The sequence below is a fragment of the Mucilaginibacter psychrotolerans genome, from assembly GCF_004519315.1.
Classification (GTDB): Bacteria; Bacteroidota; Bacteroidia; order Sphingobacteriales; family Sphingobacteriaceae; genus Mucilaginibacter; species Mucilaginibacter psychrotolerans.
On sequence record NZ_SOZE01000049.1, the window covers coordinates 15,591 to 35,148 of the forward strand.

10 protein-coding genes are annotated in these 19,558 nt (G+C 42.3%); 8 read left to right on the forward strand and 2 right to left on the reverse strand.

What is annotated here, in order from left to right:
• Window positions 1–107 precede the first annotated feature (107 nt).
• Both E2R66_RS26565 and E2R66_RS26570 read left to right on the forward strand, forming a co-directional pair.
• Window positions 108–548, forward strand: coding sequence for a DUF4920 domain-containing protein (locus E2R66_RS26565; protein ID WP_133236602.1), 441 nt, complete (start codon window positions 108–110; stop codon window positions 546–548).
• 283 nt (window positions 549–831) lie between these two features.
• Window positions 832–2,106, forward strand: coding sequence for a site-specific integrase (locus E2R66_RS26570; RefSeq protein ID WP_133236600.1), 1,275 nt, complete (start codon window positions 832–834; stop codon window positions 2,104–2,106).
• A gap of 530 nt (window positions 2,107–2,636) precedes the next feature.
• On the opposite strand, the gene E2R66_RS26575 is transcribed toward E2R66_RS26570, so the two are convergent.
• The gene (locus E2R66_RS26575) at window positions 2,637–3,137 is read right to left on the reverse strand and encodes a hypothetical protein (protein WP_240049539.1); all 501 of its coding nucleotides are present in this window, start codon (window positions 3,135–3,137) and stop codon (window positions 2,637–2,639) included.
• Window positions 3,138–3,330: 193 nt separating this feature from the next.
• Here E2R66_RS26575 and E2R66_RS26580 point away from each other — a divergent pair, with 193 nt between their 5' ends.
• The 6 genes from E2R66_RS26580 to E2R66_RS26605 all read left to right on the forward strand — a co-directional run bounded on the left by E2R66_RS26580 (window position 3,331) and on the right by E2R66_RS26605 (window position 16,222).
• Window positions 3,331–4,005 carry a recombinase family protein gene (locus E2R66_RS26580; RefSeq protein WP_133236596.1) on the forward strand — a complete coding sequence of 225 codons (675 nt, stop codon included), beginning with the start codon at window positions 3,331–3,333 and terminating at the stop codon, window positions 4,003–4,005.
• Window positions 4,006–4,240: 235 nt separating this feature from the next.
• On the forward strand, window positions 4,241–5,563 hold the full coding sequence (locus E2R66_RS26585) for a radical SAM/SPASM domain-containing protein (protein WP_240049540.1): 1,323 nt from the start codon (window positions 4,241–4,243) through the stop codon (window positions 5,561–5,563).
• 617 nt (window positions 5,564–6,180) lie between these two features.
• Window positions 6,181–10,218, forward strand: coding sequence for an RHS repeat domain-containing protein (locus tag E2R66_RS26590; protein ID WP_158288515.1), 4,038 nt, complete (start codon window positions 6,181–6,183; stop codon window positions 10,216–10,218).
• Window positions 10,218–10,679 (forward strand): hypothetical protein, encoded by a 462-nt coding sequence (locus tag E2R66_RS26595; RefSeq protein ID WP_133236592.1) that lies wholly within the window; start codon window positions 10,218–10,220, stop codon window positions 10,677–10,679. Before E2R66_RS26590 ends, E2R66_RS26595 begins: the two co-directional genes overlap by 1 nt.
• A 26-nt stretch (window positions 10,680–10,705) precedes the next feature.
• Window positions 10,706–15,823, forward strand: a complete 5,118-nt coding sequence (locus E2R66_RS26600; RefSeq protein WP_133236590.1) for a DUF6443 domain-containing protein — start codon at window positions 10,706–10,708, stop codon at window positions 15,821–15,823.
• A gap of 3 nt (window positions 15,824–15,826) precedes the next feature.
• Window positions 15,827–16,222 carry a hypothetical protein gene (locus tag E2R66_RS26605; RefSeq protein WP_133236588.1) on the forward strand — a complete coding sequence of 132 codons (396 nt, stop codon included), beginning with the start codon at window positions 15,827–15,829 and terminating at the stop codon, window positions 16,220–16,222.
• A gap of 181 nt (window positions 16,223–16,403) precedes the next feature.
• Here the strand turns inward: E2R66_RS26605 and E2R66_RS26610 are convergent, their stop codons facing one another.
• Window positions 16,404–19,013, reverse strand: a complete 2,610-nt coding sequence (locus E2R66_RS26610; RefSeq protein ID WP_133236586.1) for a gliding motility-associated C-terminal domain-containing protein — start codon at window positions 19,011–19,013, stop codon at window positions 16,404–16,406.
• Window positions 19,014–19,558: the final 545 nt, after the last annotated feature.

The window sequence follows — 19,558 nt, forward strand, 5'->3', positions numbered from 1 at the left end:
TGCGGCAAATATCTTAATTACTGCATTGGGCCACAACAGGCTTCAAGAAAAAAAAACATATTGCAGTTTAATAGAAAACCGTTCGCGCAAAGTAATGTTGCTATCACATGCGGGTTCTTGTAATTATATTCACGCTTTGGATGGTATTGGTAAGCGGCTTAGCTTTTGCGCAAAAAAGGCCGCCTTTGCCGCATGGCTCAGTGTACGGACTAAAGCCAAATACCATGGGCCCGGTAAGCGCCGCGCAGCTGGAAACACGCATGGACAGGCAAACCCGTATCACAACCGCGGTTAGGGGCCGCGTTATCCGTGTAACCCAACCCAAAGGCGGCTGGTTTGAAATGGATGCAGGCCAAGGGAGAATCATCGCCGCGCATTTCAAGAACTACGGAATAAATTTGCCTAAGGCCCTTGCTGGTCGCATAGTTATTATGGATGGCGTGGCGCAAAAGCCCATTAGCCCTAACGATAAAATAGCCGGGAAGAAAACGACCACTCCAAAGAAGCCCTTGATATTTGAGGTAAGGGGATTGATGGTGGATGAGTAGAGGCCGTTATCAGGCACTATTTTAGATTTTCATGGAAAACTAAAATAAGGGCAACGGTTATTTTAGTTATTGATACAAAACTAAAATAGCGATGGGTTTCAAACCCTAATTGATTTATACCAGTGTGGTTTGATACGTTTAAAAATGGCGTTTTTGCTAAGGCTGAAAGCCATTTTATAATAGATTGAGCCATACAGGGCCACCAAAATCGTTAACAATCCGTTAACAGAATTCTTAGCTTGCTGATGCGAAAATACAAATTTTCACATTAACAAAATTCGCAATGGCAACCGCTAAAATCATCACATGGAGCCGCCCTGATAAGGACGGCCAGTACCCAATTGGCATCAAGATCTGGTGCAACGGAAAACCCTCTTACATTTTCGAAGGGCACACGCTACCCAACCGTGACCTTTGGGACGCAAAAAAACAAGAGGTGAAAAAATCCTTTCCAAATGCTGCACGGCTCACCAATTACCTGAGCAAAAAGCTTTCTGAGGCACGCGACAAAGCCCTGCGACTTGAAACAGACGAATTGAAAGTTTCCGCGCAGCAGATAAAAGCGACCATCCGGGACAAAGCAAACGGGAAACAAAAAAGCAAAGGCGTACCGTTCAAAGAAATCGCCGATCAATATTTGAAAGAACAATTTGAATGCGGAAACCGCGATGTTTACCTGGCGGATAAAAGCCGTCTGGTGCGTTTCTATGAATTTAGCAAAAACGATGATTTGCCGGTATCAGCAGTTAATGCAGATTTTTTGCACCGTTACACTGTCTACCTGCGCAAAGACAGGAAGAGGGTGGGCAACAGCAAAACATCGCCAAAACCTTTGAGTGAACGGACAATCATCAACCACTTGCTGATTATCCGAACGCTATGGAACAGGGCGATTACTGCTAAAGCCGTATCTAACGAAAATTATCCTTTCGGTGCCGATGGAAAAATACTGATCAAGTTCCCGGAGTCCATCAAGATCGGGTTAAACGAAGTAGAACTAAACCAACTTGAAACACTTGATTTATCAGACAAACCATCTCTCAACCATGCACGGAATGTTTGCCTGGTAGGTTATTATTTCGCCGGGATGCGTATCACCGATACGCTGCTACTCAAATGGTCCGACTTTCAGAACGGGCGGCTATATTACAAGATGTCGAAGAATGGTGAGCCCGGTTCTTTAAAAATGCCCGCAAAAGCCGCTGTCATCCTGGAACAATACAAATCCGTACAGAACATTAACGGGCTGGTATTTCCAGACCTGAACCGATTAAACAATCTCGACGACCGCATGAAACTGCGCAAAGAAATCAACACTGCCGAAAATCGAATCAACAAAGCCATCAAAGTTGTCATGACAAAAATGGCATGCACCAAGAATATATCGCCGCATAAATTCAGGCATAGCTTTGCCCAGCGGGCAGAAGAAATGAACGTGTCGCCAAAAGTATTGCAAAGGCTTTACCGGCATGAATCCATCAATACGACGATGATCTACCAATCTAATTTCTCCCATCAAAAAGCGGATGAGGCATTGGATGCCGTAGTGGGGTTTTAATTCAACAAAACCGACGCGAGCCATTATTATCCCATCTCAATTGAACGGATTAATTAAGGGCCGACTTAGCAAAACATCAAAACAAAACCCCGGCACACTCGCTGTTTCGGGGTTTTAACCTAAACCTTATCACAATGATGGCGGATGCCACCAATAGTAGAAAATCAAAAGTAGTATTTTCTTTTTAAGTTAATTCTGTCATTTCGCCCAAAACCATCTTTTCCTGTCGCAGACGTAGCATTTATTTGAGCGGTATCCAAAACAATACCGTTTTAAACAATATCGGGCGGGGTGTACGATTCCAATGAGTGCTTCCGCAGACACAAGGACGTTTCTTAACGGTTGAAGTGGGGGAATTTGCCATGAAAACTTTTGTTTAAGTCCTCATAATGTTTGGTCGTAATTGGTACTCTAATATAAAAAACAAACGCCTTGAGTTGAATTAAAAGTTAAATCTCATCAGGCTTGTTATTTTCAAGCTCCTTATAGATAGTAAGAGCGGCGATACTAAACAAACACAGATTTTTACATTACGCGTTTTTATTATGCCGCGCAAACCAAGCAAGGCTTTTTTCAATCGAAATTTTATTGTCGTAAATATCGCGCCCCTCTACTTTGAGGTGCAGCGCGGAGAGTTGTTGCCGGAATAACTCGATCATTTCTTGATTGTCGCTCGGATCGAGTTGTTCAGAAAAGACCAATAAAAACCCGCCGGGGATAACCACTTTCTTATTCGTATCGGTAACTTCTATGTGATGGTATTTTTTGGGGTCTATTTCCAGACAGTCTTGTATCCGATATGATTTCTTTCCATTTCTGGTAAAAGTCAATTTGTCCACGGTCATCGGGCCAACCCCATTGTTTTGCACATGGACAAATAGCAGCCCATCACGGTCCATCAAATCTATCTGCGGCAGAGGCTTTACAGATTTCTGGTTATGGACGCGCTGTTGGCGCGCTTGATCAAAGGCAATCAGTATTGCAAGAAAAGAAAGAACGAGAGAAAAAATCAGAACCATCGCAGTCACCATATGATAAAAATTCGCTTCGATTTGCTTATTAGCAAACCATCCTCAACACATAAGTAAAAAGCTGCTTTATTTCACAAAGTAAAAGTTTAAAATCACTGATTTACAATGCTTTTTAAATCAGCCTTAAGCGATATTTAATCATTTTCTACTCAAATATAAACGATGGTTTAGTGGTGAGCAACAAAGGACGCACATGGAACAGGCAGTTGCGTATTATAGGGTCTCAACTGGCAGGCAAGGCAGGAGCGGCTTAGGGTTAGAAGCACAGCAGAACACAGTAGAGCAATACTGTCAAAATAACGGCTATGAATTGCTAACACAGATAATAGAAGTGAAATCTACCCGCAAGGAGCGTGCGGGTTTGTTCGAGGCACTCGACCTGTGTAAGCGTAACAAGGCAACGTTGGTTGTTGCTAAACTCGACCGATTGGGAAGGGACGTGGAACAGATTGCCAGGCTGTTTAATCAGAAATCAAAAATTGAGGTTAAGGTAGCTGATAACCCGCATGCCAACAAGTTCACTATCCATATCCTTGCGGCGGTAGCAGAAGAACAAAGGCAGCGTATTAGCGATACGACCAGAGAGGCACTCAGGGCTGCGAAAAATCGCGGCGTTGAGCTTGGAAAAAACGGTAAATTCTTTTTATCGGTTGCCAATAAGCAGGCAGCCGAAGATTTTGCCCTCAAAATGGCTCCTGTTATCCAGCGATTGAAGAAACGGGGCATCGTTACCGAGCGTGCGGTATGCAAAGCGCTTAATAAAAAAGCCGTGCCTACTTTTTACGCCATTGGCAGATGGCACCCGAGTTCTGTCCATACATTATTAACGAGAATAAATAAACAGGAAAACGAAATACAGATTAATTAAACTCAATTTATCATGACGACAGTAAACAACAACGACATCCTTTTTGACGATTTATCCGCGACCCGTTCAGCGAACATTTCGAATAATTCGGTAAATCTTTCTTTTTCTTATGGAGATTGCAGCAACAGGTTTGAAGTACAGACGGCTAATAACAACAGCATAAACGATTTGCAAACCTCGATTAACTACGGTGATTGCAGTAATTAATCTGAAATTTCTCAATCGGATCGCACTTATGAACCTGATACCACGTAAATCGCCTGATTTATTGCTACGCCCTGTTGGCGATGGCCTTGCTTATGCGGTGAATTGTACCTATCCCAATTCATTCCGCTTGCTGAACCAACGCCAGCAGAAGATTTTAGAGGCGGTGAACGGCGTTGATGATGTGAAGGCAATTGCCGATAAACTGGCAATGCCATTGGATACGCTGGATCAGTTTTTTGCCATGCTTGGCGAAACTGAGCTTATCAGCTTTGACGGGTTTTCCGTGCCGGTAAAGCCAGCCGCGCCGCAACTGCTCAATTTCTGGATACACACGACCAACGCCTGCAACCTGGGCTGTAGCTATTGCTATATCTCTACGCTGAACACGGGCAAAGGCATGACGGAAGCCGTAAGAATGCAATTGCTTCACAAAATGGTGGAGGCAGCGCAAAAAGATGGCATCCGGCATATACGGTTGCGGCTTGCAGGCGGCGAACCGTTAGGGCAATTCAATAACTGGAAAATATTTATTCCCGAGGCAAGGAAAGCGTTGGCGGCTGTAGGCTGCAAGTTTGATGCGGGCTTTGTGACCAACTTAACCATGCTAAGCGATGAGATTATCGATTTTGCCAAGCAGTACGGCATCGGCTTTGGCGTATCGCTGGACGGTGTCGAAAAAACGCACGATGCTACGCGCAGTTTCCGGTCCGGTTGCGGTTCATTCGGCATTGTCGATACGAATTTGCGCAAGCTGATTGCGGAAGGCATTCCGGTATCAATTAATACGGTTGTAACCAATCTCAACCTTACAGGTTTGCCGGAATTAACCCGCTACCTTGTCGCGTTAGATATTCCGTTTCGATATTCCATTGTTAAGGGCGAAAAAATCCACGCTGAATTATTAGACGAATATTTGTCGGCATCCTATGCCATCATGCAGGAAGCCATCGAAAACGGCTGGCAGTTCTCTAAACGCTTCCAGTTCTGCGACCTTAAGCCGAATGAACTGGGTTTCCAAACCTGTGCCTCGGGGTTCTCGGGCGGTGCGGTATACGTTGATGGTACGTTTAAATACTGCCATGTTCAATTCGGGGATGATAACGTCCCCGGCGTTTCTATTTTCAACGACGAATTAAGCCTTGTGGACATGATCGCCAGCGGCGAACATCACGAAGATGCAAAATCCGACGATTGCAAAAAATGCCGCTATCGTTCTGTTTGCACTAGCGGATGTCCCGTTTACCGAGTGGACGGCAAAGACCCGCAATGTAGCCTTTACCACCGTTTTATTCCGAAATACTATGAACTTCAGGCCAAAGAACGATTAATATTGTTCTCCAAAATGAAATAAGATAACGTAGTAAATTCACAAGTCAACTTTTACGATGATGTATTGCCGTTTTATCTATAATTATAGACTCGCTTGCTTAAACGTTTTGGGTTTTATGCAACCGTGATTGGGACGAGCAGAATAATCAACGCGCATGCAGGATTGAACGTGTCGGAGGTAGAGCCAGGCACCTTCAAAATTAAAGAACCAAGATCAAAAATACGTCGTTGCCGCTGTGTTGTCTATTTTTTTGAGATTATTTGAAAATACTTTTTTGAAATTAATCGCTTCTTCATAACTTACAGACGAATTCCTTAAACTTATATCACAAGTCGTATGAAAAAAGTCTGCCAAAATTTTCTATATATGGTGCAAATGCGTGAAGCACCTATTCCTTTTATTTTCTGGCCAGTTCAATCAACCTCGCTCAGGCGCGTTTTTGGCGTTAGTCTATTCGTTTATTACGGGGGAAACGCTGTGCCCTTCAATAGAGAATTCCAAATTAAACATTGTGAATTTTAATCTTAATCGCCGCCATCGAATATCGCACAACTTTGACTGCATAATCTTTTTGTTTTTAGATGCAATTGGTATTGCGGACCTCAGGCATTAAACAACCATACCTTAAACACAATTTCATGAAGCTAAAATTGACGACCCGTCTAATTTTTTTTCTACTCCTTTTTTTTACCGGGCACAGTGCTCTTGCTCAATTCAGTGAAAACAATGCGAAAGTACCTCCTTCGCCAAATTCGGCTGCATTAATAAAAGATATGGATACACCGGTCGATATGTACAGCGGAAAAGTCCAGATAACAGCGGACCTCTATAATTTGAAGACTGCTAAATTCGCTATCCCAATTGGGCTTAATTATGTTTCATCAGGCGGCATTAAAGTCCAGGATATGGCGGGGAGTACCGGATTGGGTTGGGAATTTATTGCATGCGGGGAAATTTCCAGGCAAATGAACTCGCTTCCAGACGAACAGCCTGACGGCTTTTTTGGGCAGAATGCAGGTGCCCATGCTGCGGCAACCTATCTGTATCGTTTGGACAAAATCGTTAGCGGGGACTGGGACGAAGAACCAGACGTGTTCTATTATTCTTTTCCAGGTTATTCCGGGAAATTCGTTTTTTCCAAAGAAAAGGGTGCTGTATTAATCAATGAGAACGGGGTGAGGGTTATCAACCATCCTTGGTCTGGGCAACAGGTACCTTCATTCATACTTGCGGATCCCGATGGCAACAATTATTATTTCGGGAGTTCATCGGCCTCGATTGATAATACATCGTCAAAAAGCGAAACTTTTGACAATAATTCACGGGTATTAAATTTCCCCTCCACTTGGCATCTCGATAAAATTGTATCGGCGGACAAAACAGAAACCGTTACAGTCAATTACGAAACCGGGGAAAATTACTCCTACAAATATTATAAAAACCGCTCTGTGGCGCGATACATCCAATCCAGTTATAGCTCCCCGCTTGAGCTTGATGGTTCGACGGCCCGGCAAGGAGCGGAAAATACATATGTCACTATTGTCGCACCCAAGTATATTTCCACTATTGTTACGAAAAGTGGGCAAGCAAGTTTTTTTTATGAGGGGAGGATGGATCTTGCCGGCGGGAAAAGACTGAAATATTTTAATATCCGTAATAATTTAAGTGATCCTATTGCAAAGTTCGAGTTCGTATATTCTTATTTCCTGAGCACCCCTACATCATCCGACATTGAAGAAAAGAGGCTCAAGCTTGACAAGATACTGCTTTGGGATAACAAAAATATGCAGTCAATTGATTATTACAGTTTTGAATACAATACGCTTCAAAATCTACCATCGCGAAAGTCAGTCCAGTTTGATCACTGGGGGTTCTATAACAGCAATCCGTATGACAGAAGTATACCGGGGTCATTAATCGTGTATCAAACTCTGGCAAATATAAAGATACCCGTTGGACTAGAGCCGTATGACCCGAGTCGCGATGCTGCTATAAAAGTGCCGGATCCGGTAAGATGCCAGGCGAATATCCTTACCAAAACAATTAACCCTGGCGGAGGTTACAGTACCTTTGAGTACGAACTTAACCAATATGCTTATATGTCGGGCACATCGGTAATTAGCAATAATGGCGGTGGATTAAGGATAAAGAAGGTGTCTTCGTTCGACGGGACCAGCACTCTCCCTTCAAAATCGGTATCTTATTCCTATGTTGATGCGAATGGCAAATCTACCGGCAGGAATTTAGCCGGTTTACCCATTTATTCTTCCATGGTTGCGGAAACCAGTTCGTTTCAAGGTTTGCCAAATATTCCTTCAAGCTATTTACCACAGGTTCCTCAACAGTCGTATCCGAATACAATTGTGGATAACGTGGTTCCGCCCTTGCACGAAAACTATCCACAGGTGCCCGGAAGCGGTGCGCCAGGGTCGGGGGGCTTGCCACCAATCGTAATACCTATTACAAATTTTAAATTAAATACGGACGTGTATTTGGCTGTCGGTCAAATAATGGTTAATCTGTTCTTCCCCAGCCAGTCGGTTAACCACCCTTTTATTAATCTCACCGATATCTCATCTACTTCACTTTTCGATCTTAGTGGCAATTCAGTTGGTTACGATATGGTTACGCAAATCAATATGGATAACTCGAAAAATGTTACCTATTTCACAAATAACATCGATTATCCCGACTTTGATAAAAGCTTCACGATGGGCAGCGACTATAAGCCGACGTCTCTATCAAACCCCAACGCTCCCCCTTATAGCCCCAAGACCTCTTTTTCATACGCTCGCGGTCAGGTAAAATACAGCTTAGCCTATAATAATACGGGCGCTTTGGTGAAGAAAATTTTTAATGAATATGAATTGAGCCCAAAACTGGATAGCGTCCGGGGAACTAAGGCGGCGATTGTAGCGTTTAAATACTCCAACCCAATTATAATCCATTATTATAATATTGCATCTTATAGCTTTATGCGGCGTAACTTGTTACTAGTCAAAAGCACTGAAACGGATTATGACCTTAATGGACTGAATCCGCTTGAAAAAATAACCGCTTATACTTATGAGCCGAGGCTGTTTCTTCCGAAGCAGGTGACTACTACAAACAGCAAAGCGGAGGAAGAAAAAATCGAATATACATATGTTGATGACCTGACACCCCATGTGTTCTTGCCTGGTTTCCTGGGTATTCCGCAAACGCCGCTCACGTATATGGCACTTAATAATATTGTTTCGAAACCAATCGAAACGGTGTACTCTAAAAAAATAAATGGCGTGTTCAATGTTTTGAAAGCGGACCTGTTGACTTTTAGGCCCAATGACAATAATTTATTTGTGCAGCCGAAATACGCCTACAGTTTATCCATAGACCACCCGGTAACGGACTACATAAAATATGGGATGCAATACAACTCCAGTTATGAAACTCCCATTATAGACAGCCGTATGGAGGTAAAACGGAATTTCATCAAGGTCGATAATCTGAGCGGGAACTTAATGGAAGAATCTGTTAACAATATTGTAGATCCAGGCAATGCTTCCAATTGGATAAACGTAAAAAGTGACTCTTATTTATACGGATATAATAGCCAGTACCTGACGGTGAAATCGAATAATGCCAAAGTGAATGAAATATTTTACGATGGCTTCGAAGAGCCAGATACCTGGTTCGATGTCGTGTATGACAAGTCATTTAGCCATAGCGGCAGAGCTTCGGCGAGGATCGATAATCCAAACGCCTGTGTTTGTGAAGTATACAGCCACAGCAAAAAATGGCTGACGATAAGTTTAACCGCACCCAGAACCTATAAATATTCGGGATGGATATACAGTAATAAATCCGGGGCAGAGCTGGTGCTATTCATGAAACGGGCCGGAGAAACTGGATATTTTTCCTACGTTGATGCGGTAAGTACAACCGTGACCAACAGTTGGGTTTTTGTTGAAAAGGAGTTTCTGGTTCCCGCTGATGTAGTCCTTTTAAGTTTGAGAATTGACAACAATGGTAACGCCACAGGAGGCGGAAGTATCTGGTTTGATGACATCCGGCTGCACCCCGCGGAAGCAATGATGACAACTTTTACTTACAAACCATTGGTTGGCCTAACCAGTGTTACCGATCAAAGCGGAAGGACTACTACGTATGAATACGATAATTTCAACAGATTGTCGTTCATTAAAGACCTGAACGGCAATATTATCAAAGCATTTTGTTACAACTATAGAGGGCAACAAACCAATTGCTTCAGCACAAATAATGGCCCTACAGCGACTGTGTACGCCCGTATCGAAGTATTAAATCAGACCTATAATAGTTCCTATACTGACGCAGATAATTATTATGAACAAACTACAGCGGAAATTTATATAGCCTTTTATTCAGACGATCAGTGTACGCAGCCTTATATTCTCACAAGCAATATTGATCCGATAGTGTCATCAAATAATAGTTATACTTACGGGTACGGTGGAGGAGGTTTCACTACAGGATATGGTTCGTACCATATTTCCGCTGGTGTCAATAGATACTTTTTAGGGAATCAGATCATTACATCGGCGAATACTTATACTGACCCGCGGACCGGAACCGGGCACATCACAGATACCTCAACACTAACGTTTTGGCTAACCGGGGACAACTATACATACACTGCTTTACCAACTTTTAACTAATGAAAAAATATCAATTCTGGATAGCCTTAATCGTACTGGTTACTATTGGGCCAGCGAAAGTTTCGGCGCAGAGCTTGAAAGACAGCTTAACTAACCAGCCCGATAAAGTGCTTGCCATCTCGATGCGCATTAGTAATCATAAAGCTGCGCAACTTCGAGCAGCCATGGAAGTTAACCGGTACTCGCTGGACACCCTTTTCAAAAATAAATCCCTTAAAGCGTATGACCGACAAAAACGCCTTTTGCAGTTATTGAATGAGCGTGAAATTGCGGTTAGGAAAGTTCTTACCCAAAGTGAAATTGCCCGGCTTGACACCGTAATCAATAGCTTTGCAGATACTATCAGGGCAAAAAAAATAAAAGAGCTCACGGATAAAAATACCGGAGAACTTGAAAAAGTGCCTCACAGGGCTTTAACAAATGCTGAGGCGAAAGCCTTGGGGCATGCTAATTTTCAATAAATACAAGACCTATCCCTTATAATTATATGACTAAACCTGCCTATAAATTAATCCTGCTGCTGGCAAGCTTCGGGATGCTTGTAATCGGATTAAATGCAAATGCCCAACCTAATATCAGCTATCCGGGCGGTTCGAAATCAGCAACAGTCGGTGTTCCCCTCTCTCCTATAGTCCCAACTAATACAGGTTCGGCGGTACCAGCAATAAATTTCGGGCAGACATCCACCTTCTCCGGCAGCGGCACTACGAGTGATTTTAACCACCCCATAGGCCTGGTTGCCGATCAATCCGGCAATATATATGTAGCCGACAGGTTGAATTACAGGATCCGAAAAATTACGCCGTCTGGCATTATTACAACAATAGCCGGATCCGGGGTACAAGGCTCAGCAAACGGTACAGGTACAGCGGCTAGTTTTGGGTTGCCTAATAGTGTGGCTGTTGATGCTGCAGGAAATATTTTCGTAGCAGATGGCTTCAATAATATGATTCGAAAAATTACCACTGCAGGAGTAGTAACCACCTTTGCTGGGAGTACAACAGCAGGATATGTTAATGGCACGGGGACGGCGGCGCGGTTCAATAATCCATTTGGAATAGCGATAGACGGCTCCGGAAACTTGTATGTTGCCGAAGCGGGTAACCATACAGTTAGGAAAATAACTACAGCGGGTGTAGTGACTACATGGGCAGGCAATGGTACGGCGGGTTTCGTTAATGGTAACGGGTCCACCGCCCGCTTCAATTTACCCCTAAGCGTCGCTACAGATAGTTATGGGAGGGTTTATGTAGCCGATGGTAACAATAATGCTATTAGAATGATTGATGCGTCGGGCTATGTTTCTACCCTGGCAGGGTCCGGTTCCGCAGGTTCTGCAAACGGCTATATGGCAGCAGCAACTTTTAACCACCCAGCAGGTATAGCCGTTGATAACGCTTTTAATGTTTACGTTGGTGATGAGGTGAGCAATAAGATCAGGCGTATTTCACCTGACGGTAATGTTATTACCCTTTCGGGTACGGGAACTTCTGGGAGCTCTAATGGTGCTTCTACGACATCGAGTTTTTATTATCCATGCGGTGTTGCAGTATATAATGGCAATGTGTATGTAGCGGACTACAATAACAACCTGATTAGGCAAATTGCTGTTACCGGCTATGCAATAACGCCATCTTTGCCCCTTGGGTTAGTTTTTGATGGCGCGACCGGCACCATCAGCGGGACAGCTACCGAAATACGTGGATCAGCAAACTATATTGTCACTGCAACGAATGGGGCAGGAACAGGAAGCACCATGTTAAGCCTAATATCCAGGCCGGGTGCTGCGCCCGCCGGTGCAGGCATGTCTAATGCTATAAATGTCGGGACACTTAATCTCTGCCAACCGAGTTATTCAAGCGTTAAAAGTAATGTATCGGGCAATTATTTTGGAAATAACTATTCAAACACAAATACGGGACAAGTCAGTGGCCAGCCAGCCGATGATATTTGGTACAAATTCAGTGTAGAGAACACATCAGAGATTTCGTTGTCAACCTGTGGCTCTCCATTCGATACATACGTACACTTATTGGACGCCACTGGGGCGCTTATAGCGGAAAATGATGACAACGGCGTACTATGCACGGGTACCGCTGGCTCTTTAAAAAGAACGCTACAGGCAGGGGTTTATTATTTTGTGGTCGAGGGGTTCGGAAATGCTACGGGGAATATCACAACGCAGTTGAATTTTAACAACGCATCGAACCCACAGGATATGAACTTTGTAAGCAGCTGGACACCTCGTACGGAAGTTAACAATTATCAGAGCCTTAAAAACCTCGGTACGAATAAAGATAACGTAAACATCGCCACAATCTACTACGATGGACTAGGCCGTACTATCCAGTCCGTGCAAAAGCAGGGAACCCCAGGTGGTCTGGATATCGTTGTTATCACCGCTTACGATGAAACTGGAAAAGAATCTATTAAGTATTTGCCTTATGTTGCGCCGTCTTGTCTGAGTGATGGATCGTTTAAGTACGATGCAATCTCGCAGCAAAAAACATTCTACGCAAACCCGTCTGGAGGGATGTGGAACTTACCTGGAATTACAAGTAACAATTCTCCGGTTATCCCGGTCAAAATCGAAAACTCCTCCTTGAACCGGACATTGGAGGAAGGTGCCCCAGGGGATCCCTGGCAACTATATTCAGGTACCATTCCAAATTCTGGGCACACGGTAAAATCTGATTACACAAGTAATTTGGCAACTGCCAGCTCCGGTACTAATTTTGATGTCGCTCTCTACAACGTCAGTATTGATGTCAACGGAAACCGTACCCTTTCACGCCCTTCAAACTGGACCGCATTGTTTCCGGCCGGACAGTTATATGTTTCTGTCGAAAAGAACGAGCAATGGGTGAGCGGGAAAAATGGCACGATTGAGGAGTATACAGACAAAAACGGACGTTTAATCCTGAGCAGGCAGTTTAATTACAATACAGTTACAAGTACACAGGAAGTTTTATCCACCTATTATGTTTACGATGATTTTGGGAACCTTAGCTACGTCCTGACACCGAAAATGCAACCCGACGACCAGGTGGCAATCCCGCAGACAACGCTTGATGAACTTGGTTACCAATACCAATACGATGCCCGGCAAAGGATGATTGGGAAAAAAATACCTGGGAAAGCCTGGGAGTATATTTTATACAATAAGATCGATCAGGTGGTGGCTAATCAGGATGGCGTTCAGCGGAACAAGCTTGTGCAAGAATACACTTTTACCAAGTATGATCGTTCCGGTCGTACGGTAATGACGGGTATCGGGCAGATCAGCGGTGCTTCAGGAACAGACCTCAGAGCTTCCTTAAAGGCAGAGATAAATGCGAATGCAAACTTGTGGGAAGCCAAACAAAATAGTGGAAGTGGTTATACGCTCAATGCATGGCCAACGACAGTAACTAATGTATTGGCAATTAATTATTACGACAATTATAATTTTTATGGCCTTCCTTCAGCGTATATGGTGAACGGCTCTAGCAATTTAACTCATGGAGTTATTACGGCCACGAGGACATCAGTCCTCAACGCACCTGCAACCCTCTTAACCGTGGCGAACATGTTATGGGATGTAAATTATTATGAGCCGAAAGGTAAGATTTCAACATCAATCAGCCAACATTACTATGGGGGAGTTTTTCATACCGGGAATTTTGATCGGTCTGATTTCAGCTACGATTTTTCGAATCAGTTGAAGACATCTTTAAAAACACATTACATTTATACCATTGGGACTTCCGCGCTCGTTATTAGCAATACGTATACCTATGATCATATGGGTAGAAAACTGACTAATACGCAGAGAATAGATAAACCGGGGCAAACAGGTGTTCCGGTGATACTAACCAGTTATGAGTATAACGCTTTAGGTAATTTAATGACCAAACGCCTTCATTCAACAAATGGCAGCGCGTATTTGCAAAGTATAAACGTTACTTACAATGAAAGGGGCTGGTTGACGCGAACAAATTCGCAACTGTTTGATGAACAGTTGCGCTATAACCTGCCGACAAAGGGAGCCGCGGCACTTTTTAACGGAAATATAGCGGAAGCAGAGGATGTGATTAATAATGGAGCATCTAAATGGGTTACCTACCAATACGATGATTTGAACAGATTGAGGAGTGGGACATCATCAGCTGGTTACAGCGAAACAGATATACGCTATGACAAAAGTGGGAACATTACAGATTTAACAAGGGCTGGGGTCTCTATGCAATATATTTACGCTAACTCTGGTAAAAGCAACCGTTTGCTTTCTACTACCGGGCTCGTTACCGGAAGTTTTTTATTTGATGTAAATGGAACGAAGTATCAAGAAAACACGATTAATAATGGCGTAAACAAAAATGTAACAATAACCCCTAATATTTTAAACCTACCACAAGTTATATCCGGCACTACAAACGCGGTTTATACATATGATGCGAAGGGTAGGAAACTAAGGAGGACGAGTGGGGGAGAGATTGTCGATTATATTAACGGCATCCAGTATTACAACAATACGTTAGATTTTGTAACAACAGAAGAAGGACGGGCTATCAATAGTACAAATTTCAACTATGAATATACTTTACAGGACCATTTGGGTAATAATCGTGTAACCTTCGATACCCAAAGCGGTAGCGCCGTAATAAGAGGCCAAAATTATTACTACCCATTTGGTTTAAGCATCCAGGTGCAATTGAATGCAGCAAATAAATATTTGTTTAACGGTAAGGAATACCAAAATGGCATCAACGAGTACGATTATGGTAGACGATTTTATGATCCAGTTATTGCAAGATGGAACGGTATAGATAATCTTGCAGAGAAACATAGTGAAATGTCACCATATACATTTAGCGCAAATAACCCGTTTAACTTAATCGATAACGATGGGGACGATTGGTGGTATTTTATTAAAGAGGGCAAAACGGTATATTATAAAGATAACCTGAAGACCAATTTAATTCACGCTCTCAATAGCCAGAGAAATTGGGTTTTGTTTAATCAACTAAATCTATCCAATTCTTTCGATAGAAATTTGTTTAAGGAAATTATAAATGATGCCATCGATAAAAATAATTATGAAAAAGTAAAAATCAAAAAGTACGGTTATTCACCATCATCCTCAAATTCCGTTGATATGGGAGGCTTTTCCAAAGTGAGTGAAGGATCCATTTATCTAAATACTCATAGGGGCGACAACGGAATTACCAATGATTTTTATGTACTCGGTCAAATTGTGAGGCACGAAATCGTTCATTTTGGAAGTCCCAACAAGACTTTCAAAGATCATGCAGAGGTATACTTAAAAGCAATGCTGACTGGCCCTAACTTTGGTAAGATGCCTTTAAGCGACCAGGCGGGACTGATAGATTCATTTGGTAACAGAATGTTCAACGAGGCCGCGTCAAGCGATAATCCAAATGATTGGGAGGCATTGGGGTTAGATAAGCTTATCGATGAATTCAATAAAAATAAATTTGGCGTAAAAATGTGGCGAGGGGGTCCCGGGCCGAATGCGGCTGGAGGAGTAGGTTTGAATTATCAGTTTAATGGCCACGGCGTGCAAGAGGTTAGATACAAAAAACTTGAAAAAACTACTGATTAAATCATGAAAAATAAATCATTTTTAATAGTCTCGTCATTATTTATCTTGTCCTGTACTAAAAGAGCAGATACAGAAATTGCAATATTAACTGGATCTGGCCAAAAACTATGGCGAGTTGAAAGCACATTTGATAGCACAAGAACGAAGTATGATTACTATTTGTTAAAAAAAGATGGGACTTGTTTCAACTATCTAATTTTTGGTGATGGGAAATTTCACCAATACGTATCGGGGGAGGTCATCAAAGAGAATAAATGGCGATTGAATTTAGATACATTGACAATCATGGATGGTACATACTTGATAAAAAAAATCAACAATGACTCAGTTATTTTAAAGCATTTTGGAAAATTTGACATAAATTTAGTTAACAGTGGGCTTGATCTTTCATCAAAGTAGCTGCGTCACATCTCAAAAATCCATCTAATTTACTTCCTTTCGGATGCTAAATGCCACTTTTGAGTAACGCGATATCGTTGGGCTTGCGCATGAATTTAAAATAACTAACCGCCAAGCTACCGCTCTAAAGCACTCAGTTTACCTTTTACCGTTTCAGCAATCGTATATAATTATTTTCATACTAACGGATGATTGTAAGCCAGCCGGACAAGTTTTTGGGGCGCTTTTTACTATATTTTAGCATGTAATAATATACCCCAGCCGGCATTGGTTGTCCTTTTGAAGTGCCGTCCCAAGATGGTATCCCGGATTCGCTGATGCGGCTACCATATCGGTTGAATATAGTTAAAGAAATATTCGTTTCTTTTTCTAACCCTCCGATTGTCCACAGGTCATTGATGCCATCCCCATTCGGGGTAAATGTGTTTGGTACAATTAGCTCGTTACAAACACTCTTTATTAAAAAAGTTATCGTCTTTGTGCAGCCGGAAATATCTTTAACCGTTAAACTATATGTGCCAGCCTGGTTTACATCTATATAATTTAATTTAGACCTTACGCCATTCCATGTATAATAAGCAAAACCATCCTCTGCTATAATTCTCCTGACTTCCTGATTTAAGGTGCACAATACTGTATCGGGGATCGTTGCTAACGATAGTGCTGGTTGCACCACCACATCAATGGCGGCCGGAGCCGAAGGGCAGCCGGATAAATCTGTCACGACGACCTCGTAGTGCCCTGTACGGCTCACCTCAATGGTCGGCGTAGTTGCGCCGTTCGACCATTGATAAGATGACGCGGCCGGAAGGGTGCTTAGTGTTACCGTTTCGCCATAACAAATAGTCGCACTTTTGCTGAGCTGAATTTTTACTTGTAAGGGTTCCGAGAACGTAATCGTGAGTTCTTTTGACTTTTTAGAGCAGTTTTGGTTTGAGACTTCAATGGCATACCGCCCTGATATACCGATAGCGAGCGTGTTTTTTGTCTCACCCGGTATTGGCGCCCCATTTAAAAACCATTTAACCGAATAACCGGCCGTCGTAGTGGCAGATAACAGCGCAATGTCTCCCCTACAAAAATTTGATTGTGCAGAACTAACCACAGGTTCCTCCAATTGGGTGATTTCGACGTGCACGATTTTCGACGGTTGGTATGTTCCTACACAATTACTCACCAATACCGAATAGTCGCCCGTTGTTGAAACAGTCAGCTCATTACTGTGTTGACCCAGTATTTCTCCGTCGTCCTTCATCCATTTATAAGTGTAACCGGCCACGGATGGCGTGGAAAGCATTGTGCTTTCGTTTTCGCACAATTCAATTTTATCAGGATAATCAAATTGAACTATTGGTTTTTCATTAAATGAAACAACCAGTTCCTTTGAGTAAAATGAAATATTTTCACATGCCGAGTAAAACAACACCCGGTATTTGCCGGGGGCATCCGCGGTAAAGTCATCTTCCACAGACCCCGAAATATCAACACCGTCTTTCTGCCATTGTACATTTATCCCTGCTCCGGCCAGCGTATTAAGTTTTACTGAACTTCCCGGACACAAAACTATCTTGTTCGATGAGTTATCGCTTACTGCGTTGTCGAAGAAAATATTGTCGGAAAGAGGCTGCAGCGCCGTTGGGGGTAATGAATATTTAAGCTCGTACACACCAGTGGTTGTCGCTAAATATATTTTCTTCTCACAAAAATCAAGTGAGCCGCCCTGCTTTCCGGGAACCGTCCCGGTATTGTAACAAAAAATATCGTTGATGTGTAATCCGGCTAAGTTAGGGAGCGGGTTAAACGTTGTGATCGTTTTATTATATACGTTTTCCGCAGAAATGTACAAGCCATTGGATGTTCCCGCGATGACATATGTAAGCATAAACTGTGGGAAACCCGTTAAAAAGTTTAATTCCGCTAATTTGTTTACCTGTTGATCTGCCAAAAAGCGGTGAGCAGGTTCGACGTTGCAAGCATCTGTGTTTGCATAGGCAAGACCTTTATCTGCAGCCCAAAATACAAACGCGCCACATCCATAATTGTTTATTGTCCGCACCGTGCTTAATGCAGTTCTTATATCATTGTTGTCCTTTGCATTAATATCGTATTCCTGTTCTCTAAGACCGAGATCAGCACAATCATACATGTGGCCGATGATGTTCGAAAACCCGTAACAACGCCCTCCGTTATTAAACGGTACATAGTAATCGAAATAAAGTTCTTTAGAGGTGCTATTCCTTATGGTGGGTGCGGCCTCATCAAATTGAAGCCCTTCATATTGCCGATTTACGGATTTGAACACAACTGCATCAGTCGAGTAATAAATAGTCTTTCCTGTCGTCACAACATAATTTCCGGGAATTTCCACAGTTGGCTCAAATGCAACAACGTTTTTTTTGAATCCAAGTTGATTGACTGTGATTGAAGTAATATCTTTTTCTCCAATTCCGGAACTAACCGTTAAATGGCTTGCGATGCCATGATCTAGTTTAACTACATAGTCATTAGCAGTTGCTATCAATAGAAGATCTTTGTTTATGGAGGCAATGCCTATGAAATTATTGGTAGATATAGAGGACGCAACGTTGCTAAAATCATCCATAGTTTTATCCGGATTGATTCTTGCGACAAAGTTGTTTTCACCTAAGACCCACAATGACTGGTCAGCAGTATGTAGAACTTTAATTATATTTTTGTTAGTAAGATACTTATCTGTGAGATGAAAATTAACCTGCGCGTAAGACGGCAATGCAATAGATAATAATATCACTAAAAAAAAACGATAAAGCATAGTGTAATTTAAATAAACAAAAGCCAAAAGTTTAGGTTCGCTTGTTTAACATTAGCGAAAGATACTAAAATTCAATTATATGAACAATTAACACATTGCTACAGTAACTGCTCAATTATTTTAATCAACGCCTACATTATTCGGGAATAGTTAAATGGCGAAATATTTATTTCTTGGAAACCACAGTCAATAAGCTAATCTAAAGCCCCACCAACGCTAAGGAAAACAAAGGGGTGGATCCAGATCGCAACGGGAAAACTGAGCGATTTTTGAGTATAATAAAGCGTTTGAATTTATTGGTGTTTGGGTGCGCAATTTAACCTTCACGCTTTAGCTGATGAGGTGTGCCCCTCTCCATAGGTCGGAGTTCTTGTCTTTGCCCTAATTAATTTATATCCCCAATCTTGTTGGTTATGAGTTTGAGATAACCTGAGTTCGATTAATAATTGAGAATAGATTTGCCAATCAAAGGAAATGTAAGTATATTTAAGTGTCTGAAATTCAAATATTTAAATACATTTCCACATGATTGACTTCAATAAAAT

Bases quoted from the DNA above. Each gene is read 5' to 3' on its own strand.
- E2R66_RS26565 (WP_133236602.1), top strand. From the start codon at position 108: ATGCGGGTTCTTGTAATTATATTCACGCTTTGGATGGTATTGGTAAGC.
- E2R66_RS26570 (WP_133236600.1), top strand. From the start codon at position 832: ATGGCAACCGCTAAAATCATCACATGGAGCCGCCCTGATAAGGACGGC.
- E2R66_RS26575 (WP_240049539.1), bottom strand. From the start codon at position 3,137: ATGGTGACTGCGATGGTTCTGATTTTTTCTCTCGTTCTTTCTTTTCTT.
- E2R66_RS26580 (WP_133236596.1), top strand. From the start codon at position 3,331: ATGGAACAGGCAGTTGCGTATTATAGGGTCTCAACTGGCAGGCAAGGC.
- E2R66_RS26585 (WP_240049540.1), top strand. From the start codon at position 4,241: ATGAACCTGATACCACGTAAATCGCCTGATTTATTGCTACGCCCTGTT.
- E2R66_RS26590 (WP_158288515.1), top strand. From the start codon at position 6,181: ATGAAGCTAAAATTGACGACCCGTCTAATTTTTTTTCTACTCCTTTTT.
- E2R66_RS26595 (WP_133236592.1), top strand. From the start codon at position 10,218: ATGAAAAAATATCAATTCTGGATAGCCTTAATCGTACTGGTTACTATT.
- E2R66_RS26600 (WP_133236590.1), top strand. From the start codon at position 10,706: ATGACTAAACCTGCCTATAAATTAATCCTGCTGCTGGCAAGCTTCGGG.
- E2R66_RS26605 (WP_133236588.1), top strand. From the start codon at position 15,827: ATGAAAAATAAATCATTTTTAATAGTCTCGTCATTATTTATCTTGTCC.
- E2R66_RS26610 (WP_133236586.1), bottom strand. From the start codon at position 19,013: ATGCTTTATCGTTTTTTTTTAGTGATATTATTATCTATTGCATTGCCG.